Annotated in this window: 18 protein-coding genes; 12 read left to right on the forward strand and 6 right to left on the reverse strand. The window is 65.7% G+C overall.

Annotated features, from left to right (window positions below):
* The first annotated feature begins 68 nt into the window (after positions 1-68).
* Entirely contained in the window at positions 69-1,991 is a 1,923-nt protein-coding gene (gene ftsH / locus NLR35_RS10485) for an ATP-dependent zinc metalloprotease FtsH (protein WP_257166475.1), read from the forward strand.
* A gap of 122 nt (positions 1,992-2,113) precedes the next feature.
* Here ftsH and NLR35_RS10490 read toward each other — a convergent pair whose 3' ends face one another.
* Positions 2,114-3,319, reverse strand: coding sequence for an acetylxylan esterase (locus tag NLR35_RS10490; protein ID WP_257166476.1), 1,206 nt, complete (start codon positions 3,317-3,319; stop codon positions 2,114-2,116).
* Positions 3,320-3,497: 178 nt separating this feature from the next.
* Here NLR35_RS10490 and NLR35_RS10495 point away from each other — a divergent pair, with 178 nt between their 5' ends.
* The 3 genes from NLR35_RS10495 (at position 3,498) to NLR35_RS10505 (ending at position 7,271) form a co-directional block, all read left to right on the forward strand.
* Positions 3,498-4,721, forward strand: a complete 1,224-nt coding sequence (locus NLR35_RS10495; RefSeq protein WP_257166477.1) for a glycosyltransferase family 87 protein — start codon at positions 3,498-3,500, stop codon at positions 4,719-4,721.
* A 155-nt stretch (positions 4,722-4,876) separates the two neighbouring features.
* Complete coding sequence (locus NLR35_RS10500; protein ID WP_257166478.1) at positions 4,877-5,551, forward strand: TetR/AcrR family transcriptional regulator; 675 nt, start codon at positions 4,877-4,879, stop codon at positions 5,549-5,551.
* Positions 5,552-5,660: 109 nt separating this feature from the next.
* Positions 5,661-7,271: a glycosyltransferase family 87 protein gene (locus NLR35_RS10505; protein WP_257166479.1), complete on the forward strand. Its 1,611-nt coding sequence runs from the start codon at positions 5,661-5,663 to the stop codon at positions 7,269-7,271.
* A 5-nt stretch (positions 7,272-7,276) separates the two neighbouring features.
* Here NLR35_RS10505 and pyk read toward each other — a convergent pair whose 3' ends face one another.
* Both pyk and NLR35_RS10515 read right to left on the reverse strand, forming a co-directional pair.
* Positions 7,277-8,713 (reverse strand): pyruvate kinase, encoded by a 1,437-nt coding sequence (gene pyk / locus NLR35_RS10510; RefSeq protein ID WP_257166480.1) that lies wholly within the window; start codon positions 8,711-8,713, stop codon positions 7,277-7,279.
* Positions 8,710-9,303, reverse strand: coding sequence for a DUF1036 domain-containing protein (locus tag NLR35_RS10515; RefSeq protein WP_257166481.1), 594 nt, complete (start codon positions 9,301-9,303; stop codon positions 8,710-8,712). The genes pyk and NLR35_RS10515 overlap by 4 nt, the downstream gene beginning before the upstream one ends.
* A gap of 195 nt (positions 9,304-9,498) precedes the next feature.
* Between NLR35_RS10515 and NLR35_RS10520 the strand changes: the two genes are divergently transcribed.
* On the forward strand, positions 9,499-9,801 hold the full coding sequence (locus NLR35_RS10520; RefSeq protein ID WP_257166482.1) for a DUF1244 domain-containing protein: 303 nt from the start codon (positions 9,499-9,501) through the stop codon (positions 9,799-9,801).
* 245 nt (positions 9,802-10,046) lie between these two features.
* Positions 10,047-10,322, forward strand: coding sequence for a DUF2312 domain-containing protein (locus NLR35_RS10525; protein ID WP_008961835.1), 276 nt, complete (start codon positions 10,047-10,049; stop codon positions 10,320-10,322).
* A 118-nt stretch (positions 10,323-10,440) separates the two neighbouring features.
* Here the strand turns inward: NLR35_RS10525 and NLR35_RS10530 are convergent, their stop codons facing one another.
* The 3 genes from NLR35_RS10530 to NLR35_RS10540 all read right to left on the reverse strand — a co-directional run bounded on the left by NLR35_RS10530 (position 10,441) and on the right by NLR35_RS10540 (position 16,296).
* Positions 10,441-12,084, reverse strand: a complete 1,644-nt coding sequence (locus NLR35_RS10530; RefSeq protein WP_306577341.1) for a DUF882 domain-containing protein — start codon at positions 12,082-12,084, stop codon at positions 10,441-10,443.
* Between the two features lie 269 nt (positions 12,085-12,353).
* The gene (locus NLR35_RS10535) at positions 12,354-14,432 is read right to left on the reverse strand and encodes a murein L,D-transpeptidase (RefSeq protein WP_257166545.1); all 2,079 of its coding nucleotides are present in this window, start codon (positions 14,430-14,432) and stop codon (positions 12,354-12,356) included.
* A gap of 367 nt (positions 14,433-14,799) precedes the next feature.
* Positions 14,800-16,296 (reverse strand): sigma-54 dependent transcriptional regulator, encoded by a 1,497-nt coding sequence (locus NLR35_RS10540; protein ID WP_257166483.1) that lies wholly within the window; start codon positions 16,294-16,296, stop codon positions 14,800-14,802.
* 120 nt (positions 16,297-16,416) lie between these two features.
* Between NLR35_RS10540 and NLR35_RS10545 the strand changes: the two genes are divergently transcribed.
* From NLR35_RS10545 to NLR35_RS10570, 6 genes are all read left to right on the forward strand, one after another.
* Positions 16,417-18,399, forward strand: a complete 1,983-nt coding sequence (locus NLR35_RS10545; protein ID WP_257166484.1) for a M3 family oligoendopeptidase — start codon at positions 16,417-16,419, stop codon at positions 18,397-18,399.
* Between the two features lie 78 nt (positions 18,400-18,477).
* A complete protein-coding gene (locus NLR35_RS10550) occupies positions 18,478-18,702 on the forward strand; it encodes an AbrB family transcriptional regulator (protein ID WP_257166485.1) in 225 nt (74 codons plus the stop codon).
* 13 nt (positions 18,703-18,715) lie between these two features.
* Positions 18,716-19,111: a type II toxin-antitoxin system death-on-curing family toxin gene (locus NLR35_RS10555; RefSeq protein ID WP_257166486.1), complete on the forward strand. Its 396-nt coding sequence runs from the start codon at positions 18,716-18,718 to the stop codon at positions 19,109-19,111.
* A 127-nt stretch (positions 19,112-19,238) separates the two neighbouring features.
* Positions 19,239-19,391 carry an aa3-type cytochrome c oxidase subunit IV gene (locus NLR35_RS10560; protein ID WP_257166487.1) on the forward strand — a complete coding sequence of 51 codons (153 nt, stop codon included), beginning with the start codon at positions 19,239-19,241 and terminating at the stop codon, positions 19,389-19,391.
* A gap of 133 nt (positions 19,392-19,524) precedes the next feature.
* A complete protein-coding gene (locus NLR35_RS10565; RefSeq protein ID WP_257166488.1) occupies positions 19,525-20,652 on the forward strand; it encodes a Re/Si-specific NAD(P)(+) transhydrogenase subunit alpha in 1,128 nt (375 codons plus the stop codon).
* A 24-nt stretch (positions 20,653-20,676) separates the two neighbouring features.
* A complete protein-coding gene (locus NLR35_RS10570; protein ID WP_006612207.1) occupies positions 20,677-20,994 on the forward strand; it encodes a proton-translocating transhydrogenase family protein in 318 nt (105 codons plus the stop codon).
* Positions 20,995-21,002 lie beyond the last annotated feature (8 nt).

Genomic DNA, 21,002 nt, shown 5'->3' on the forward strand with positions numbered 1-21,002 from the left:
CTCGTGGCTACCCAGGGATGAGTCCGAGGAAGAACGGCCGCGATCCGCGCGACCACGAAGGAAAATCGATGAACGCCAATCTGCGCAATTTCGCCCTTTGGGTCATTATTGTCCTATTGCTGTTGGCGCTGTTCACGCTCTTCCAAAATCCTGGGCAACGCGCCTCGTCGCAAGACATCAATTTCTCGCAGCTGCTGAGCGAAGTCGATCAGGGCAATGTGCGCGACGTCGTGATCCAAGGGCCGGAGATTCACGGCACCTTCAAGAACGGTTCGTCGTTCCAGACCTACGCGCCCAGCGATCCGAACCTCGTGAAGCGGCTGTACGACGCCAAGGTCAACATCCAGGCCAAGCCGCCGGGTGACAACGTGCCGTGGTTCGTGTCGCTGCTGGTGTCCTGGCTGCCCTTCATCGCGCTGATCGGCGTCTGGATCTTCCTGTCGCGGCAGATGCAGGGCGGCGCCGGCAAGGCGATGGGCTTCGGCAAGTCGCGGGCGAAGATGCTGACGGAAGCGCATGGTCGCGTCACCTTCGAGGACGTCGCCGGCGTCGACGAGGCCAAGCAGGACCTGCAGGAGATCGTCGAATTCCTCCGCGACCCCGGCAAATTCCAGCGCCTCGGCGGCCGCATTCCGCGCGGCGTGCTGCTGGTCGGCCCTCCCGGCACCGGCAAGACGCTGATCGCGCGTGCGGTGGCCGGCGAAGCCAACGTGCCGTTCTTCACCATCTCCGGTTCTGACTTCGTCGAGATGTTCGTCGGCGTCGGCGCGAGCCGCGTCCGCGACATGTTCGAGCAGGCCAAGAAGAACGCGCCCTGCATCATCTTCATCGACGAAATCGACGCCGTCGGCCGTCATCGCGGCGCGGGGCTCGGCGGCGGCAATGACGAGCGCGAGCAGACCCTCAACCAGCTGCTGGTCGAGATGGACGGCTTCGAGGCCAATGAGGGCGTGATCCTGATCGCCGCCACCAACCGTCCCGACGTCCTCGATCCCGCGCTGATGCGTCCCGGCCGCTTCGACCGCCAGGTCGTCGTGTCCAACCCGGACATCATGGGCCGCGAGCAGATCCTCAAGGTCCACGTCCGCAAGGTGCCGCTGGCGCCGGACGTCAACCTCAAGACCATCGCGCGCGGCACGCCCGGCTTCTCCGGCGCCGACCTGATGAACCTCGTCAACGAGGCCGCCCTGACCGCCGCCCGCCGCAACAAGCGGATGGTGACGCAGGCCGAGTTCGAAGAGGCCAAGGACAAGGTGCTGATGGGCGCCGAGCGCCGCTCGATGGTGATGACCGAGGAAGAGAAGATGCTGACCGCCTATCACGAGGCGGGCCACGCGATCGTCGGCCTCAACGTCCCGAGCCACGACCCGATCCACAAGGCGACGATCATTCCGCGCGGCCGCGCGCTCGGCATGGTGCAGTCGCTGCCCGAGGCCGACCGTCACTCGCACACCCGCGAGTGGTGCGTGTCGAAGCTCGCCATGATGTTCGGCGGCCGCGAGGCCGAGGTGCAGAAGTTCGGCGCGGAGAAGGTGACCAACGGCGCGACCGGCGACATCCAGCAGGCCACCAACCTCGCGCGTGCGATGGTGATGGAATGGGGCATGTCCGACAAGCTCGGCCGCGTGCGCTACCAGAGCAATGAGCAGGAGGTGTTCCTGGGTCATTCGGTGGCGCGCTCGACCAACATCTCGGACGACACCGCCCGCCTGATCGACTCGGAAATCCGCGGCCTGATCGAGGCCGGCGAGCAGGAGGCGCGCCGCATCATCACCGAGAAGCGCGAGGACTGGGAGACGATCGCCCAGGCGCTGCTCGAATATGAGACGCTGACCGGCGAGGAGATCCTCGACCTGCTCAAGGGCAAGAAGCCGAACCGCGAGTCGGCGATCGAGCCGTCGACGCCGCGCGCGTCTGCCGTGCCGCCGGCCGGCAAGCCGCGGCCGCGGCCCGATCCGGATCCCGGCCTGGAGCCGCAGCCCCAGGCGTGAGACGGAGCAGGGGGCAGATCCTCTGTAGGACAGTCAGCAAAACGAAACGAAAAGCCCGGCTGCGAAGCCGGGCTTTTTGTTCTCTGTTGCCGTCCGTCGATGGGCCGGGATCGCCAATGACCTCAAGGCTTGTCGAACCAGGCCTTCCATTGCGGGACCGCCGTGGCGAACGTGCCGCGATGCGTGGTCGGGCCGGTCGAGACCGCCTCGACCTTGGCGTTGCCGGCGCCGATCGCCTGCTGATAGGTCATCGCCAGCCGGCCGAGCCCGGTCGAGATCGCCTCGTCGGTCTCGCCATAGTAGTTGCGAACCGGGCTCTTGATGATCCAGCGATAGGCCTGCGTCTGTGCGACGAGCCTGCCATAGGCAGAGGCTGCGAAATATTGCGGATCGAAGTAGTCCGGCTTGAGCAGCTTGTGCAGGTCGGTCGGAACGTCGGCGACGTCAAAGGGCTCGCGCTCATAGGCCTTGCGAGCGACGTCGTAGGAGCTGTCGCTGATCACCGAGCGCGCCAGGCCGGGGACCGCGTAGTAGTTCTCGAAGGCGAAGGCCGAGAGGATGAACAGCGAGTTGACCCAGGCGGCGTCGTTCTTGCGCGGGAAGCTCAGGAAGCCGTTCAGCGCGACGAACACGTCGACCGGCGCGCTCGCGGTCGCGGCTGCCGCGACCGGCACGCCGGCGCTTTCGAGCTTCTCGAGGAATGCCATCGTCACGAAGCCGCCCTGCGACCAGCCGGCGATCGACAGCCGGGTGGAGGTCAGATGCAGGTCGTTGAGCACGGCGCGGCTCGCGATCAGCATGTCGTAGGTGGCCTGCTGGTGGCTCGCCTTGACCATGTAGCCTTCCGGCTCGGTCGAGACGCCCATGCCGAAATAGTCGGCCCCGATCAGCAGATGTCCCTGGCCCGCGAACTGCGCGATCATCAGCTGCGTCTCGGGCGACTGCTCCGGGAATGACGGCACCTCCTGTTTTCCGTACACGGTGCCGTGCTGATAGGACACCAGCGGCAGGCTGGTCTCGCTGATCTCGGGCACGGCCAGCAGGCCCGAAGCGCGGATCGGCTTGTTGCCGCGCTCGGGGACGACGGACGCGTAGGTGATGCGATAAAGCCGGACGGCGTTGACGGCCGGCGTGTAGCTCACCGTGATGCCGGCGAATTTCGGCGTGTCGACAGTCAGGATCTTGTTGAGCCGGTCGACGTCCCAGCGCGCCAGGAATTCATAGGAGACGTCGGAGGTCACACGCACCGTGCCCTTGTCCTGGGCGCGGCTGGCCGCCGGCCAGACCACGCAGAGCGCGAGGGCAATGATGATTCGGATGATCGACATGAGAACTCCTGCGGGCCGCCTGCCAGTTGCATCGGAGTTCCTTGCTACAGAGCGCGCGTAAACAATCAGTACGGCCGGCGCCGAAAGCCCGGCGCAGGCGCGCTTAAGCCTTCTTCAAGCCTCGCCGCTTATGCCTTGCTCAGGAGTGCGCCCCGTGCCGGCGCGGGCGAGGTTTCTCATGGCCGACAAGTCTGTTGCCGCGATCCCGTCGCAGCGCCCCAGCGTTCCAAGAAGCCTGTTCGTCGTGTGCTTCGCGCTCGCCTGCATCAACGCCGCGTTCTTTCCCGCAGGGCTGTCGTCCGGCATCTGGATCTGGGGCGCCGACGGCTTGGGCATCCCAACCGACTTCGTCAATGTCTGGGCAGCGGGCAAGCTCGCCCTGCAAGGCCATCCGGCGCTGGCGTGGGACTGGGACGTGCAGCGCCAGCTCGAGCTCGATCTGTTGAAGCAGGATTTCCCGGGCTATTTCGCCTGGCACTATCCGCCGCCGTTCCTGTTCGTCGCCGCGTTCCTCGCGCAGTTTCCCTACATCACGGGCTTCGCCGGCTGGGTCTATGCGAGCTTCGTTCCCTTCGCGCTCGCCATGCGCGCCATCGTCGGCCGCGGCTTCGGCGTGCTGCTCGCCGCCGGCTTTCCGGCGCTGTTCTCGAATGCGCTGGTTGGCCAGAACGGATGCCTCACGGCAGCCCTTGTCGGCGGCACGCTCTATTGGCTGCCGGTGCGCCCGGTGCTGGCGGGAATCTGTCTGGGGCTTTTGACCTACAAGCCGCAATACGGGCTGCTCTTCCCGATCGTGCTGATCGCCACCCAGCGCTGGACGGCGGTCGTCTCCGCGACCGTCACTGCGCTGGTGCTGGCCGCGGCGTCGCTTGTGGCCTTCGGTCTCGACAGCTGGCAGGCCTTCTTTCATTGGCTGCCGATGTTCTCGCAGGCGTTCCTCACCGAGGGCAAGGCGACCTGGTGGAAGCTGCAGAGCCTGTTCTCGCTGGTGCGCTATTTCGGCGGCTCGGAAGCGCTCGGCTGGACCTTCCAATGGGTGCTGACCGCGGCGGTCGCGGTGGTGCTGGTGACGCTGTGGCGCAGCCGCCTGCGCTATTCGCTGAAGGCGGCGGCGCTCGCCATCGGGCTGCTGCTGACCACGCCGTATCTGTTCATGTACGACATGATGGTGCAGGCGATCGCCGTGGCCTGGCTGGTGCGGCTTGGCCTCCATGACGGCTTCCGGCGCTACGAGCTGCCGGCGTTCGGCTGCATCGCGGCGCTTCAGATCGCCTTCATGCTGACCGGCATCCCGCTCGGTCTCGCGGCCAATCTCATGGTCGGCGGCCTGGTCCTGGCCCGCGCCGGGTCGTGGTGGCGGCGGCAGCCGGTGAGCTCGCAGACGGCGCTCGCAGCGGCCTGAGGCCATTCAGGCCTGCCAGACCATGATTCCGCTTGTCTTCTTTCCTGAACAGGTGTTCAGTTCTTTCAGCGATTTGCGAGGGTGATCCTCCAAAAACACTGAACCAGCGTTCGCCGGGCGTTTCCTGGACGGGCGCGTCCGGGACGAGAAGCGCCATGGTCTATCGGCGAACGCATCAAGTCGTGAAGCGGCTGGCGGCCCGTCGCAGCGCGATTCTGACCGCTGCACGCGAAGCTGCTGCCGAAGGCGGCATGTCGGCGGTCCAAATCGCGCCCGTCGCGGTCCGGGCCAATGTCGCGGCCGGAACCGTGTACCGCTATTTCCCATCCAAGGCGGATCTGATTTCCGAGCTGATCGCCGAGGTGTCGCGGGACGAACTGGCGGCCGTGCGCCGCGCCGCCGATGCGGCGCCGGGTCCGTCCTCCGCGCTTGCCGCGGCCGTATCCACCGTCGCCGTCCATGTCCTGTCGCAGCGCAAGCTCGCCTGGGGCATCCTGGCCGAGCCCGTCGATGTCGACGTCACGGCGTCGCGCATCGCCAGCCGCCGCGAGATCGTCGGCGAAATCGCCTCCCGCATCGACGCCGCCGTCCGCGCCGGCCACCTGCCGGCGCAGGACACGCAGCTCGCGGCGACCGCGCTGCTCGGCGCATTGCATGAGGCCCTGGTCGGGCCGCTGGCGACCGACGCGCTCGATGATCCCGCCAAGCTGCGCGACACTGTCCAGGCGGTCACCCTGCTGGCGCTGCGCGCCGTCGGCGTGATGGACGCCCGCGCTCGCGGCCTGGTGGTGCAGGCGGTGCTGCCGGTGAAGAGCCTGGTCGGCGCCTGAGCCGGGCCGGCGGGCATCCGCTTAAGCAAGGATTCATGCCTCGCCGCCATGGTCGGGTGTGGCGCCGGACGGCCGCCGCGGCTCGCAGGTCCAGGCGTTTCCTCAACCGATGTCCATCGCACGCAACCATCCGGCCACGTTGTTCGTGATCGCTGGATCGGCGATGGCCGGCGCGCTCTATGCCTATGTCGCGGGCGAGGACATCAACTGGGACTGGCAGAACTATCACGACTATGGCGCCTTCGCGCTCATGCATGGCCGCTTCGACGTCGATGCCGCGCCCGGCGGCTTTCAGACCTTCCTCAATCCGCTGATCTACCTGCTCCCTTACGCGCTCCGTCATGGGCTGGCCGCGCCTTGGTGGGGGCTGGTACTCGGTGCGCTCCACGGGCTCAACCTTGCGCTGATCTGGTGGCTCACGCGGGTGCTGCTCGGGCGTGCGGCCGATGTCTTCACGCTTGCTGCGGCCGTGATCATCGCAGCGCTCAGCCCCATGGCTCTGTCGGAAGTCGGTACCAGCTTCGCGGACATCCTGACCGCGATCCCGATCCTGATCGGGATCGCGCTGATCTTCCGCGATGATGAGGATGGCGGCCGGCGCTTTTTCATCGCTGGCCTGCTGATGGGAGCCGCCACCGGACTGAAGCTGACCAACGCCATTTTCCTGGTCGGCGCCGGCGTTTCGCTGCTGCTGGTCGCGCGACCGCTGCTTGCGATGACGGCGTTCGGTGCCGGCGGCGCGCTGGCAGGCATCGTGACGGCAGGGCCCTGGGCGCTGAAAATGGCCCGCGAGTTCGGCAGCCCGCTCTATCCATTCTACAACACGATCTTCCGCTCGCCCGAGGCGCCGCTGGCCTCGATTGCCGACACGCGCTTCCTGCCGCAGGGCCTGTTCGACGCGCTCGCTTATCCCTTCTACTGGCTGGTCGGGGTGCATCCCTCGTCGGAATCGCCGTTCCGCGATCCGCGCTTTGCGGCGATCATCGTGCTGCTGATCGCGCTGATCGTCACTGCGATTTGGCAGAAACGCGAGGTGCTGGCGCTGCGCGACCGGCGCCTCATCATCCTGTTCTGGAGCAGCTATGTCCTGTGGCTGCTGGCCTTCTCGATCCAGCGCTATCTCATTCCGCTCGAACTGCTCGCGGCACCGCTGATCGTGCTGCTGCTCATGCGTCTGATCGATGCCTGGCGCACGCAGGCTGCGCCGCAGAGGCCGTCACGGAGCGTACAGGCGGCCGTGCTGATTGCCGCTGCCGCCGTCGCGCTCGGCTCGCAGCCGAGCGACTGGGGCCGACGGCCGTGGTCCGATCCCTATCGGCCGCAGCTTGCGCAGGCGTTGCAGCAGCCGGCGACGTTCCTGATGATGCAAAAGCCGTTCGGCTATCTCGCTGCGCTGCTGCCAAAAGGCTCGCGATTCTATCAGCTGGCGGAGATCGTCGTTCCGATCGTTCCCGGCGGCGTGTTGGATCGCCGCATCCGCAGCGGATTGTCCGATCCGCCGCCCGGCGGGATCTGGGCGCTGTACTTTGCCAACAGCCGGCCGGACTACCAACCTCGCCTCGAACTGCTTGCCGACTACGATCTGAGGATCGATGAGACACGGCCGTGCGAGCACCTGTGGGCGCCTGACAGCGTCGAGGTCATGGCCTGTCCGGTCGTGCGCGGGGCGATCTCGGCTGCATCGACGGCCGGCCTCAAGCCAGCCAGCCGCGCCGACTGATCAGCTCACAGATGCGCCTCGTTCGAGGGGCCGACATAGGCGATGCGGACCATGTTGGTCGTGCCGGGGGTGCCGAGCGGCACGCCGGCGACGACGATGACGCGCTGGCCGGCCCGCACGAAGCCGTCGCGGAAGGCGATCGAGCCGGCGCGCTCGACCATGTCGTCCTGGTCGCGCGCGTCCTCGGCGACGACGCAATGCACGCCCCACACGACCGACAGGCGGCGGCCCGTCGCGAGGTTGGGCGTGATTGCGACCACCGGCGGCTTGGCCCGCTCGCGAGCGACGCGCACCGCCGTCGAGCCCGACGAGGTCCAGCAGATTATGGCGGGCAGATCGAGATTCTCAGCGATGCGCCGCGCGGCTTCCGCGATCGCGTCACCCGCGGTCGATTCCGGTTCGGGACGCTGAGCCGCGATCACCGAGCGATAGACGCTGTCGCGCTCGACCTCCTCGCCGATGCGGTTCATGGTCGACACCGCCTCGACCGGGAATTTGCCGGCAGCCGATTCGGCCGACAGCATGATCGCATCGGCGCCCTCATAGACTGCGGTGGCGACGTCGGAGACTTCGGCGCGGGTCGGCACCGGCGACTGGATCATCGATTCCAGCATCTGCGTCGCGACCACCACCGGCTTGCCGGCGCGACGCGCCAGCCGCGTCATCTGCTTCTGCAGGCCGGGCACGCGCTCCAGCGGCAGCTCGACGCCGAGATCGCCGCGCGCCACCATCAGCGCGTCGGACACGTCGACGATGTCGTTCAGCCGCTCGATCGCCTGCGGCTTCTCGATCTTGGACATCACGGCGGCGCGGCCGCGGATGATCTTCTTGGCCTCCAGCACGTCGTCGGCGCGCTGCACGAAGGACAAGGCGATCCAGTCGATGCCGATGTTCAAGGCCGCCTCGAGATCGGCGCGGTCCTTCGGCGTCATCGCCGACACCGGCAGATCGGTATCAGGCAGACTGACGCCCTTGCGGTCGGACATCTTGCCGCCGATCACGACGCGGGTGACAGCGCGGGTGGGGGAGGTCTCCTCCGCGATCAGCCGCACCTTGCCATCGTCGAGCAGCAAGGCGTGGCCGGGCTGCAGGGCGGCCAGGATCTCCGGATGCGGCAGATGCACCCGGGTCGTATCCCCCGGTGTCTTGTCCGAATCGAGCACGAAGCTCTGACCGTTGTTGAGCTGAACCGGACCGTCGGCGAAGGTGCCGAGCCGCAGCTTCGGACCCTGCAGATCGACCAGGATGCCGATCGGACGGCCGTAGCTCGCTTCGACGCTGCGGATCGTCGCCACCAGCTCCCGCAGCTTGTCATGCGGGGTGTGGCTCATGTTGATCCGGAAGATGTCGGCGCCGGCCTCGAACAGCTTGCGAATCATCGCGCTGTCCGAGGAGGCGGGACCGAGCGTGGCGAGGATCTTGATGCGACGTAGCCGTCTCATGGCTTGGGCGCTTGCCCTGAGGGCAGGCCGGACCCGGCAGGCGGCGCAGCCTGAGGGCCGTTGGGCAGACCCGGCACATTGCCTCCCGGACCCAGGGTGCCCGGGATGCCCGGAACGCGCTGCTGCGCCGGCTGCTCATTGGCTTCGGTCAGTTGCACCGTCCAGGCGCGCTGGTCGCCGGTGTCGACCTCGAAGAAGCCGGTGCGATCGAAGCCGCGCGCCAGGCAGTTGTCGGTGCCCTTGATCGTGAACTCCTTGTCGCGCGAGCACATGAAGGCCTGTCCCGACCATTCGCCGCCGCGATCATAGTCCAGCGCATAGATGTAGTAATAGCGCGCCACCAGCGTGCCCTTGAGCAGGGTTTCGCAGCTGCGAGACGAGACGTTCCACCAGCCTTCGGTGGTCCAGCCCTCCGCGTCCTTGTAGCCGAGGGCGATCCCGACCCGGCTCGACGTGTTGTTGCAGAGCCGGAAATCGGCCGCCGCCGGGCTCGACGAGAGACAGAGCGCGGCCAGCCCGAGCAGCGAAAGCAGTCCGAAACCAGGGCGGCGGGGAATGCGATGCACGATGGCGGATATTTTGGGGATCATTGCGCGACGCTATATCAAACGTTGAACGATGTCGCGTGACTTGGCCGCGGCTGTCAACGGCAGGCGATCCGCGGCGAGGGCGGATCCGATCGAGCTTCTGAAGCCGCCTGACGGTGCTGCGATATGGCCAAACCTGCGACGAAGCCGCATGATATAGCAGATCTCCGTCGCGGCGCGGAACACGGAACGAAGGAGATGACCATGGACGCTACCACCCGGACCGAACTCGAAGCGGCCGCCTTCCGCAGGCTGATCGAGCATCTCCGAAACCGAACCGACGTTCAGAACATCGACCTGATGAACCTGGCCGGGTTCTGCCGCAACTGCCTGTCCAACTGGCTCAAGGATGCCGCCGACGCCAAGGGCGCAGCGATGACCAAGGACGAGAGCCGCGAGGCCGTCTACGGCATGCCCTATGACGAGTGGAAGGTGAAGTATCAGCGCGAGGCCAGCGCCGAGCAGCTCGAGACGATGAAGAAGGTGCATCCGGGCCATTGAACCCGGCAGCCGCAGGCGCGCCCGATCCGCGAATCGTATGGCTGTCCGGAGGGCGTGGAAAACGCAAGCGGCATGGCCGATGTTGTTGCCCGGCGGTCCGCCGGGCCCAACAAGATGTGGGCGCATCTGTGGATGAGGGCGATGTCGCCTTGACGCAGGGCACGCCAGATTTGAGGGTCGCGGCGAACACGCGGCGCTCTGACGGCGCCTTCAATGGACACACGAGTTCCACTCAGGAGTAACAGATGGCCACCTCCGCCGCCGCGAAGGACGACGACTCGCCCGCGACCCGCTTCGCCGTAGATCAGCTCAAGTCGATCATCGAGCGCATCGAGCGGCTGGAGGAGGAGAAGAAGGCGATCTCCGAGGACATCAAGGACGTCTATGCCGAGAGCAAGGGCAACGGCTTCGACGTCAAGGCACTGCGCACGATCATCCGGCTGCGCAAGCAGGATCCGAACGAGCGCCAGGAAGAAGAGAGCATTCTCGAGACCTACATGCAGGCGCTCGGCATGATCTGAGCGCTCGCCGCGCGCTCACATCGTCGTTCCGTCGAACGAGCCCATCGAAATGCCCCGCGATGCAGTCGGCGCGGGGCATTTTAGCGTGAGGAAATGCTGAGCGGGCCTTGATCGACGGTCAGCGCAAAGCTGCGGCGCGCATCGTGAAGGATTTGGTCTCGAGCTTGATGATCGCCGGCCCCGAGAACTGGTCATAGCTCAGTCCCGGGATCGGCTCGGCGGCGAAGGTCATCGCCAGCGTCGTCTGCGGCTTGACGAAATAGCTGCGCATCACCGTCAGATCGGGGTCGCCCATTTTCGTGACCGACATCGATGACGATGCGCTCGGCGTCAGCATGATCGCCCGCATCCATGTGGAATCGGGACCCTTGGCGGCCGACACACGCGTGGCCATCGTGATCAGGGCGTCGGAGCCCTGACCAGTCTGAGCAGACTTGGTGCTGGCCTCTGCGGCAGGTGCCGCTGAGCGGGACGTCGCCGGACGGGAGTTGCGCACCGGGATCGGCGTGGTCGCGGCGTTGCTGCGATCCGGCGGGGCCGGCGGAGCGAAGGCCATGGCCTGCATCAGGCTCGCATTCTGCGGCTGGTCGATGGCCGACAGCGCCCGGCGCGCGGTGATCGCGGCAACCTGCTCGGGCGTCGCCTGCTTCGGCGTGCTCGGGTTCTCACCCCAGAACCCGCGGGCATTGATGATGTCGGCGACACTCTTCGGCGCGCCGTCCCGATCGCCGCCATTGATCGCACTGGTGGTCTCGGCCCTGGTCTCCGGCTTTGCCTGCGGCTGCTGCACGGCCTGCGCATCGGCTGAGGCCAGCTGGAGCGCATTGGCGATCTTGCCGCGGGCCGTCGCCGGCTTGGTGTCGGCGGAGCGGTCCTTCTCCGACGGCTTGTCGGCCGTCTTGTCAGCCGTTTTGGCGGAGAGCGAGGCGGTCTGGACCGGCTTGGCGTCGGCCCTGCTGTCGCTCTCGCCGGATTCTTCGTCATCCTCGCTCGGACGTCCGCGGAACAGGCGTGCAAACAGGTTCGATCCGCCGGACGAGGCGTCGTCGCCGGAGCCGCGCTTCTCGATCTCGGCCTTGGCCAGCTCATAGCCCTTCAGCGGCACGCCATTGGTCGGAACGTGAACGGTCTTGCCGTCGGGGAAGACGCGGGCGAGCTGGTCGGCGGTCATCCGCGGCCAGTGGCGGATATTGCCGGTGTCGAGATGCACGAAGGGCGAGCCGGAGGTCGGATAGAAGCCGACGCCACCGCGCTGCAGGCGCAGGCCGGCGTAGCGGATCTGCTCCAGCGGCACGCCGGGGATGTAGAAATCCATCGCATGGCCGAGCATGTGCTGGCTGTGGCGGGCCACACCGGTATGCGCCGAGCGGCGGCGCAGCATCGAGTTGGTGGCAGGCGAGCGGTACGACGAGATGATCTGGATCGGCTGCTTGCCGTCGACGTCGCGGTAGACTTCCCAGAGGATGTCGAACAGGCGGCGGTCCATGACCGTCTGGTCCTGGGTGCGCCAATCCCGCAGGAAATAGTTGAGCTTCTTCAGCGCGTCTTCGTCGTAGCGGCCTTCGCGCTTGAAGGTGACGGTCAGGTCTTCGCCGGAATGGGTGTGGTGGAAGGTGAGGGTGCGGGTGTCGTTGAGGGCCTCGGCGTCACGGATGGTGCCCGCTCCCACCAGGAGAAGCAGCGACGCAAGGCCGGTGCGGCAGACGGCGTTCCATGCCGTTCTCGGCAGCGAACGCGATTGGCGCGCGAAAACAGACAGCAAGATGCAGCCCACCCCGTCGACGAGCGTTTACTCGAATACCCTCTTGCGGCCCGTCCGGCGGAAGAGAGAGGAAACGCTTACCTAAGGCGGGATGGTTAAGGGATACTCACCGGCCCGCCCCCCAATTACCCTTAACATATACTCTTGAGTGTGGCGAAAAAGAGCCATCGAATCGTGGTTGATCATTGTGGTTAACCTAAAGCAAAGGCCCCGCCGAACGGCGAGGCCTTTGATCGCAAATTGGAAATTGGTTCGCCTGACGGCGCCGATCAGCGCGTGAACACCCGGCGTGATGGACGCCCGACCGGGGCCGGCGGGGTCGGCTGTCCGCCGCCGCCAAACAGGCGCTCGAAGAAGTTCGGGCCGGAGGAGCCGGACGAGAAGCTGTTGTCGCTGACGTTCACGGCGTTCGGGAGCGGGCCCTTCGGACGCGAATAGTTCGGCTGGGCATGGGCGACGACGTTCTCGAGATCCTTGCCGCGGCTGTTCTTGAGGATCGCGATCATCGCCGCGTCGCGGCCATAGATGTCCTTGCGGAATTGCAGCTTGCCGGCATCGTCGACGAAGGCGGTCTGGTAGGTGATGTTGACCGGAATCGGCGTCGGGAATTTCAGGTCGATCTCGCTGCGGCCGTACATGTTGCGGATGCGCTCGGGGGTGTAGCGCTCGTTCGGCATGGTGATGTTGAGCAGCACCGAGGCGTACTGATCCGGAAACTGCACGCGCATGCAGCCATGGCTGAAAGCGCGCTCGTCACGGGCGAACAGGTTCTTGTCCGGCGTGTCGTGCTGATAGACCAGGAACTTGTTCGGGAAGTTGAAGCGGATACGGCCGAGTGCGTTGGCCTCGCCCGGTGGCTGCGAGATGTGGATCGAGCCGTCGCGGGCGCGTTCCAGCTTCAAGCCCATGCGGTCGAGCACCGTCGGATCCTGCTGCAGCGCCGGCAGATACTCGTTGTAGATGATCGACGGCGGCACGTTCCAGGTCGGATTGACCGTGATGAACTTCATCGTCTCGCTGAGCAGCGGCGTGGCGTGCTGGCCCGGCTTGCCGGTCACGACGCGGGTGGTCCACACCTGGGCGCCGTTCTGCATCACCTTCAGCGTGTAGTCGGGGATGTTGAGGATGACATAGGCATTGCCGATCGCGGGCGCGCCGAGCTCGCGCGGCAGCCAGCGCCAGCGCTCCATGTTGACGAGGACCGTATCGATCTGCTTGTCGCGCTTCGGCGTATTGAGCGCCTTGACGGTGCGGTCGTCGAGCACGCCGGTCGGCTTGAGATCGACGCTCTCCTGGAATTTGCGCACGGCGGCGGCGACCTTCGCGTCGTAGCGGATGTCGTCGGCATTCTCGGTCAGGCCGAGCTTGGCGCGCAGCTTCGGCACGCGCGGGTCGGACATCTGGGCCTCGGCCTCCGGCGCGTTCTTGCCCTTGGCCGGGGTGTATTTCAGCGGCTCGCCGTCGTCGATGATGACAGGCGCGCCGTCGCTCACGCCGCGCAGCTCGGCAAGCTTGGCCTTCAGAAGCTTGAACAGCTTGTGCGGAGGGTTGTAGCTCTCCAGCGCCGCCGAGGCGTCCTTCGCGCCGGTGACGTTGGCCAGCACCTCGTTCGGATCGATCGGATGCTCGGGATACTGGATGTCAGCCGAGACCTGCGACCAGTGCATGCGGCCGCTCTGCGCCTGCCGCGCATAGTCCATCATGCTCTCGGTGAGCTTGAGATCGGCTTCCGCCAGCGCGTCCGGTGCGGAGCCTGCGGCGGCAAAGTCCGGCACCGGATAATCGGCAGGGTTGAGGCCGTCGGACGCCGCATCCTTCAGGCGCGCGATCACGCCCTTGGCGGCGGCGGTCAGGCTGCCGCTCTGGGTCCAGACCGGCGCGTAGTCGCGGCTGGTATAGAACTTCTCGACGGCGGCGCGCTCGGCCTTGCGGTCGAAATATTTCGTGCCCTTGGTCGCGATCAGGTCGCGCAGCCGATCGGCCACCGGCTGGTCGGCAGCAGGAACGGTGCTGGCCGCCTTGACCGGTTCAGGCGCGGTTGCGGTGGCAGGGGCTGCGGCGGGCGGCGGTGCGGCAACGGTCTTTGCAGGGTCAGCCTTGGCGGGATCGGCTGCCGGCGCGGAGGCGGCATCAACCGGCTTCGTCGCCGTCTCCTGCGCCTTGGATTGAGGTGATACTGTCGCGGTCGTGTCGGGCTTGAAATCACTGGCGGTCGGCGGCGGAACGTTGGCCGGCTCGGGGAGCGGGACCGCGGCATCGATGGCCAGCTCGGCGGGGCTGCGAGGCGTGTCGCCCTGGGCGAGGGCCGAGGTCGCGGACACCGCGAGGAAGGTTGCCGCGACAGCCATCAGCACGCGGTCATATCCGCCACGGGTGGTCACACAATCTCGCATCGTCAATCCCTCGGATGATCTGTCCCGCCAGGAACAGGGTCGGTAACAAGGTCGATCTCTGCCCAACAGTTCCGGGTCGAGCACCGCTCGTGAGAATGGGTCACGCCTGGTCGCAATGATTCACGCCCAAACGATACCCAAGCCCCATTTCTGCGGCCAGCGCCACACGGGACAACTCACGACAAACTGACTCTTGGGAAACCCCGGCCAAACCGATCGTGCGTTTGTGCCACGCGTTATTTCCTTTGTCTGTCACCGCAAGGCAACGGTTCAGATGTTCCAGTGTTGCGCAGGGTTGCGGCGTTTTTCGGACGGCTGCGGATCATCCGAGCGGCGGTGACTCCGTCGCCGGTGTTTCGCCATTGGCCTCGTCCAGCTTGCGATAGAGCGTCGAGCGTCCGATTTTGAGACGCCGTGCGACCTCGGACATCTGGCCGCGGTAATGGGCAATCGCGAAGCGGATGATTTCGTGCTCCATCTCCTCCAGCGGGCGGACCTCGCCGGCCGCCGTCAGCATGGCGAGGCTGCCATGCGAGGGCAGGGGCGCGATGGGTACTTCACTACCCGGCACCATGGCCGGCAGCGCGGCATGAGCAGTGCGCTCCACCATCAGCGCCGGCGCCGGCTCGATCGGCGGTGCGTGAGTCGGGATCAGCGGAAAGTCGCCGACGCCGAGCTGGTCGGTCTCGCTCATGACCACTGCGCGATAGACCGCGTTTTCGAGCTGGCGGATGTTGCCGGGCCAGTCGAGCTTGGTCAGATAGGCCACCGCATCGCCGCTGATGCCCGACACCGGGCGATTCTCCTCGGCCGCGAAGCGCGCCAGAAAATGCCGCAGCAGATGCGGAATATCCTCGCGGCGCGCGCGCAAGGGAGGGATCGTCAGCGGCAGCACGTGCAGGCGGTAGAACAGATCCTCGCGGAAGTGACCTTCCTTCACCCGGTCGAGCAGGCGACGATTGGTCGCCGAGATGATGCGGACGTCGACCTTGACCGGCTTGCGGCCACCGACCGCCTCGACGGCGCCCTCCTGCAAAGCGCGCAACAGCTTCACCTGCGCGGTGAGCGGCAGCTCCGAGACCTCGTCGAGGAACAGCGTGCCCCCATGGGCCTCGACGAACTTGCCTGTGTGACGCTCGGTTGCGCCGGTGAATGCGCCCTTCTCGTGGCCGAACAGGATCGACTCCACGAGATTGTCCGGGATTGCGCCGCAATTGACCGCGACGAACGGCTTGGTCTTGCGCTCGCTGGTGCCATGGATGGCGCGCGCGAACAGCTCCTTGCCGACACCCGATTCGCCCTCGATCAGGACGGGAATGGAGGAGGCCGCAGCCTTCTCGGCGATGCGCAGGATCGGCGCCATCGCCTCGGCGCGGGTGATGATGTCGGTGAAGGTCAGCCGTCCCTCACGGCTGTGCCGGATGCGCTGCAATTCGCCCTTCAGCGCCGAGGTGTTCAGTGCATTGCGCAGCGAGACCTGCAGCCGCTCGATACCCACAGGCTTGACGACGAAATCCTGTGCGCCGGCGCGCATGGCCGAGACGACGTTATCGATGCCGCCATGCGCGGTCTGCACGATGACTGGAATCGAGAGCCCCGCCTCGCGCATTTTCGACAGCACGCCCATGCCGTCGAGGCCGGGCATCACGAGGTCGAGCACGATGGCGTCGATGGGACCGGCGTCGGGATTGGTCAGCTTTTCGATCACGGCGTCGCCGGTCTCGACGACGACCGCCTCGTAGCCGCATTTCTGGACCATGTTCTCCACCAGCCGGCGCTGGACCGGATCATCATCGGCGATCAAAATGCTGGCAGCCATGGCTTTCCTTGCACGCTACGACTATCTGTCTCGAATCGGGGCACTCTCGCCGACGCCGATTAACGCAACCTTAAACCTCGCTGATCGGGATAAACGTTCGAACAACAGGTTACCCATCCGATGACCTCGCGCGCCTCTTCCGCCCTTCGCAAGCCGACCAAAGCTTCTCCTCCCTCCAAAGCCGCCAAGGCCAAGCCGGCCAACAAGGCCAAACCGGCCAAGAAGGCCGCGGCCAAAACCTCGAAGCCCGCCGCCAAGTCCGCGCGTGGCGCGACGGCCAAATCGTCTGCCAAGCCGGCGAAGCAGACAGTCGCGGCCAAGACGGGAATCGGGGCGCTGCCCGAGTGGAATCTCGGCGATCTCTATATGGGCATCGACGCGCCGGAGATCGCTCACGATCTCGCGAAGATGGATGCCGAATGCGTCGCGTTTGAGACCGACTACAAGGGCAAGCTCGCCGAGCATGTGGCGCGCGAAGACGGCGGCGAATGGCTCGCGGAAGCCGTGCGCCGTTACGAGGCGATCGACGATCTCGCCGGCCGGCTCGGCTCGTTCGCGGGACTCGCCCATGCCGGCGACAGCGTCGATCCCGCAATCTCCAAATTCTACGGCGACATCTCCGAGCGGCTCACGGCCGCGTTGACGCATCTCCTGTTCTTTCCGCTCGAGCTCAACCGTATCGACGATTCGGTGATCGCGCGCGCCATGGAAACTCCGGCGCTCGGCTATTACCAGCCGTGGATCGAGGATCTGCGCAAGGACAAGCCGTACCAGCTCGAGGATCGTGTCGAGCAGCTGTTCCACGAGAAATCGCAGACCGGCTATTCGGCGTGGAACCGGCTGTTCGACCAGACCATCGCAGGCCTGCGCTTCCAGGTCGGCGGCAAGGAGCTGGCGATCGAGCCGACGCTGAATTTCCTGCAGGATCGTGACGGAGCCAAGCGCAAGGCGGCTGCCGAGGCGCTCGCCAAGACCTTCAAGGCCAATGAGCGCACCTTCGCGCTGATCACCAATACGCTCGCCAAGGACAAGGACATTTCCGACCGCTGGCGCGGCTTCCAGGATGTCGCAGACTCGCGCCATCTCAACAACCGCGTCGAGCGCGAGGTGGTTGATGCGCTGGTGGCCTCGGTGCGATCAGCCTATCCGAAGCTGTCGCATCGCTACTATCAGCTGAAGGCGCGCTGGTTCAAAAAGAAGAAGCTCGCGCATTGGGACCGCAATGCGCCGCTGCCGTTCGCCGCCAATGCGACGATCGCCTGGCCGGAGGCCAAGAGCATGGTGCTGACGGCCTATCGCGGCTTCTCGCCGGAGATGGCCGACATCGCGCAGCGCTTCTTCGATGACAGCTGGATCGATGCCCCGGTGCGGCCGGGCAAGGCGCCGGGCGCGTTCTCGCATCCGACCACGCCGTCGGCGCATCCCTATGTGCTGATGAACTATCAGGGCAAGCCGCGCGACGTGATGACGCTCGCGCATGAGCTCGGTCATGGCGTGCACCAGGTGCTCGCGGCCAAGAACGGCGCGCTGATGGCGCCGACACCGCTGACGCTCGCCGAGACCGCAAGCGTGTTCGGCGAGATGCTGACCTTCAAGCGGCTCTTGTCGGAGACCAAGGACGGCAAACAGCGCCAGGCGCTGCTTGCCGGCAAGGTCGAGGACATGATCAACACCGTGGTCCGGCAGATCGCGTTCTATTCCTTCGAGCGCGCCGTCCATACCGAGCGCAAGAACGGCGAGCTGACCGCCGAGCGTCTCGGCCAGATCTGGATGTCGGTGCAGACCGAGAGCCTGGGCGAGGCGATCGAGATCAAGCCGGGCTACGAGAACTTCTGGATGTACATCCCGCACTTCATCCATTCGCCGTTCTACGTCTACGCCTATGCGTTCGGCGACTGCTTGGTGAACTCGCTCTATGCGGTCTACGAGCACGCGGCCGATGGATTCGCCGACCGTTATCTCGCGATGCTCTCCGCCGGCGGCACCAAGCATTATTCCGAGCTGCTGAAGCCGTTCGGTCTGGACGCCAAGGACCCCAGGTTCTGGGACGGCGGCCTCTCCGTCATCGCCGGCATGATCGACGAGCTGGAGGCGATGGGATAGGGGTGTAAAACATGTGTTGAACGGCCCAAAAGCTCGCGTTATACAAATGTATAACGCGAGCTTTTGTGGAGTTCGACCATGAAGATCGAGATCAAGAAGATCGGCAATTCCGACGGCCTCCTGCTGCCGCGTGAATTGATGCAGAGGCTCGATCTCAAGCGCGGCCAGCAATTGCACATCGTCGAATTGCCCGGCGGTGGGTTCCAGGCGCTGCCCTATGATCCGGATTTCGAGCGGACGATGGAGATCGCCGACGAGCTCATGGATGAGTATCGCGAAACCCTTGCTGCCCTCGCTAAGTAAATGAGCTGGCCAAATGAGCCAACTGCAGGAGCCGCTCTGGATCACCTACGAGCAGGAGGTCGCGATCCACGCGCGGCAGCTGCGCCGCTTCGGCGGCGCGCCGGGACTTCGCGACGAAGGCATGCTGCGCTCGGCGCTGGAGCGGCCCGTCAACAAATGGAGCTATGAGCAGGCGACGCTGCCGGAGCTGGCGGCGGCCTACGCTTTCGGGCTCGCCAAGAACCATGCCTTTGTCGATGGCAACAAGCGCATCGCCTTCATGGCGATGATGACGTTTCTGCGCAGAAACGACATCGCGTTCGCGCCGGACCCAGCTCAAGCCACGGCCATCATCCTCGCCCTCGCCGCCGGCGAGGTCAGCGAGGCCGGCCTGACGCGCTGGATCCGCGACAATTGGCCGGGCCAATAGGCCGATTGGAAAAGCCGATTAGCCCAATCGGAAAAACCGATAAAACCGCCTTGCATGCCAGCCGTTGCCCTTGCATTGGCTTTGGGGTATGCGACCTTAACAAAGCAATTTTCTCTGGGGGACCCCGATGGCAAACCATGGCGAGATCGCCTACTCGACGGCTGACGGCAATGACTATGTGGCGCATGAGGCCACGTATGAGGGCTTCATCAAGCTGGTGAAGTACGGCTCGATCGGCGTCGCGCTGATCGTCATCTTGATGGCTATTTTCCTCGTTTAATGTCGCACCGGGCCCGCCGGCATCCCCGGCGGGCCTTCAGCTGACTGGCCGAGCCGATCTGACCAGCCGTCACGCTGAAGCCATGGACGTCCCGCCCTTTTAAGCTCGCGCGCGCATCCGCGCCGGAGGCCTCATGAAGATTGCCGTCGCCAAGGAAATCGACCCGTTGGAGCCGCGGGTCGCCGCCTCTCCCGACACGGTGAAGAAGTTCAAGGCGCTGGGTGCCGAGATCGTTGTCGAGCCCGGTGCCGGCATCAAATCCGGCCTGCCGGATTCGGAGTTCACGGCGGCGGGCGCGACCGTCAGCGCCGACGCGCTCAAGGACGCCGACATCATCATCAAGGTGAAGCGGCCGGAAGCCTCCGAACTCGCCAACTACCGGCGCGGCGCCTTGGTGTTCGCGATCATGGATCCCTATGGCAATGACGCCGCGCTGAAGGCGATGGCCGATGCCGGCATCGCGTCTTTCGCGATGGAGCTGATGCCGCGCATCACGCGCGCCCAGGTCATGGACGTGCTGTCGAGCCAGGCCAACCTCGCCGGCTACCGCGCCGTCATCGAGGGCGCCGAGGCGTTCGGCCGCGCCTTCCCGATGATGATGACCGCGGCCGGCACCGTGCCGGCGACCAAGGTCTTCGTGATGGGCGTCGGCGTCGCCGGCCTGCAGGCGATCGCGACCGCGCGCCGTCTCGGCGCCATCGTCTCGGCGACCGACGTGCGCCCGGCGACCAAGGAGCAGGTCGAGAGTCTCGGCGCCAAGTTCCTCGCTGTCGAGGACGAGGAGTTCAAGAACGCCCAGACCGCCGGCGGCTACGCCAAGGAGATGTCGAAGGAGTACCAGGCCAAGCAGGCCGCTCTGACGGCGGAACACATCAAGAAGCAGGACGTCATCATCACGACGGCGCTGATCCCCGGCCGTCCGGCGCCGCGCCTCGTCACCATGGAGATGGTGAAGTCGATGCGTCCCGGCTCGGTGCTGGTCGACCTCGCGGTCGAGCGCGGCGGCAACGTCGAAGGCGTCAAGCTGGGCGAGACCGTCGAGATCGACGGCGTCAAGATCATCGGCTTCCCCAACCTCGCCGGCCGCGTCGCCGCCTCGGCGTCGGGACTGTACGCCCGCAACCTGTTCTCCTTCATCGAGACGATGATCGACAAGAAGGAAAAGACGCTGGCGGTGAACTGGGACGATGAGCTGGTCAAGGCCACGGCTTTGACAAAGGACGGCGCCATCGTTCACCCGAACTTTCAGCCGAAGGCATAGTCGGAAGACATCAGGAGCAAAGCCATGGAACATGTCGTCCAAGCCGTCGATCCCTTCGTCTTCCGGCTGTCGATCTTCGTCCTCGCCGTTTTCGTCGGCTACTTCGTCGTGTGGTCCGTGACCCCGGCGCTGCACACGCCGCTGATGTCGGTGACCAACGCGATCTCCTCGGTGATCGTGGTCGGCGCGCTGCTCGCGGTCGGCGTGTCGATGGTGTCGAGCGGCAGTGGCCTGGCGCGGGCCTTCGGCTTCATCGCGCTGATCTTCGCCTGCGTGAACATCTTCGGAGGCTTCCTCGTCACCCAGCGCATGCTGGCGATGTACAAGAAGAAGTCCAAGTAACAACGCCG

Origin of the sequence: Bradyrhizobium sp. SRS-191 (assembly GCF_024586915.1) — a bacterium.
Lineage (GTDB): Bacteria > Pseudomonadota > Alphaproteobacteria > Rhizobiales > Xanthobacteraceae > Bradyrhizobium.

Bases quoted from the DNA above. Each gene is read 5' to 3' on its own strand.
- ftsH (WP_257166475.1), top strand. From the start codon at position 69: ATGAACGCCAATCTGCGCAATTTCGCCCTTTGGGTCATTATTGTCCTA.
- NLR35_RS10490 (WP_257166476.1), bottom strand. From the start codon at position 3,319: ATGTCGATCATCCGAATCATCATTGCCCTCGCGCTCTGCGTGGTCTGG.
- NLR35_RS10495 (WP_257166477.1), top strand. From the start codon at position 3,498: ATGGCCGACAAGTCTGTTGCCGCGATCCCGTCGCAGCGCCCCAGCGTT.
- NLR35_RS10500 (WP_257166478.1), top strand. From the start codon at position 4,877: ATGGTCTATCGGCGAACGCATCAAGTCGTGAAGCGGCTGGCGGCCCGT.
- NLR35_RS10505 (WP_257166479.1), top strand. From the start codon at position 5,661: ATGTCCATCGCACGCAACCATCCGGCCACGTTGTTCGTGATCGCTGGA.
- pyk (WP_257166480.1), bottom strand. From the start codon at position 8,713: ATGAGACGGCTACGTCGCATCAAGATCCTCGCCACGCTCGGTCCCGCC.
- NLR35_RS10515 (WP_257166481.1), bottom strand. From the start codon at position 9,303: ATGATCCCCAAAATATCCGCCATCGTGCATCGCATTCCCCGCCGCCCT.
- NLR35_RS10520 (WP_257166482.1), top strand. From the start codon at position 9,499: ATGACCATGGACGCTACCACCCGGACCGAACTCGAAGCGGCCGCCTTC.
- NLR35_RS10525 (WP_008961835.1), top strand. From the start codon at position 10,047: ATGGCCACCTCCGCCGCCGCGAAGGACGACGACTCGCCCGCGACCCGC.
- NLR35_RS10535 (WP_257166545.1), bottom strand. From the start codon at position 14,432: ATGGCTGTCGCGGCAACCTTCCTCGCGGTGTCCGCGACCTCGGCCCTC.
- NLR35_RS10540 (WP_257166483.1), bottom strand. From the start codon at position 16,296: ATGGCTGCCAGCATTTTGATCGCCGATGATGATCCGGTCCAGCGCCGG.
- NLR35_RS10545 (WP_257166484.1), top strand. From the start codon at position 16,417: ATGACCTCGCGCGCCTCTTCCGCCCTTCGCAAGCCGACCAAAGCTTCT.
- NLR35_RS10550 (WP_257166485.1), top strand. From the start codon at position 18,478: ATGAAGATCGAGATCAAGAAGATCGGCAATTCCGACGGCCTCCTGCTG.
- NLR35_RS10555 (WP_257166486.1), top strand. From the start codon at position 18,716: ATGAGCCAACTGCAGGAGCCGCTCTGGATCACCTACGAGCAGGAGGTC.
- NLR35_RS10560 (WP_257166487.1), top strand. From the start codon at position 19,239: ATGGCAAACCATGGCGAGATCGCCTACTCGACGGCTGACGGCAATGAC.
- NLR35_RS10565 (WP_257166488.1), top strand. From the start codon at position 19,525: ATGAAGATTGCCGTCGCCAAGGAAATCGACCCGTTGGAGCCGCGGGTC.
- NLR35_RS10570 (WP_006612207.1), top strand. From the start codon at position 20,677: ATGGAACATGTCGTCCAAGCCGTCGATCCCTTCGTCTTCCGGCTGTCG.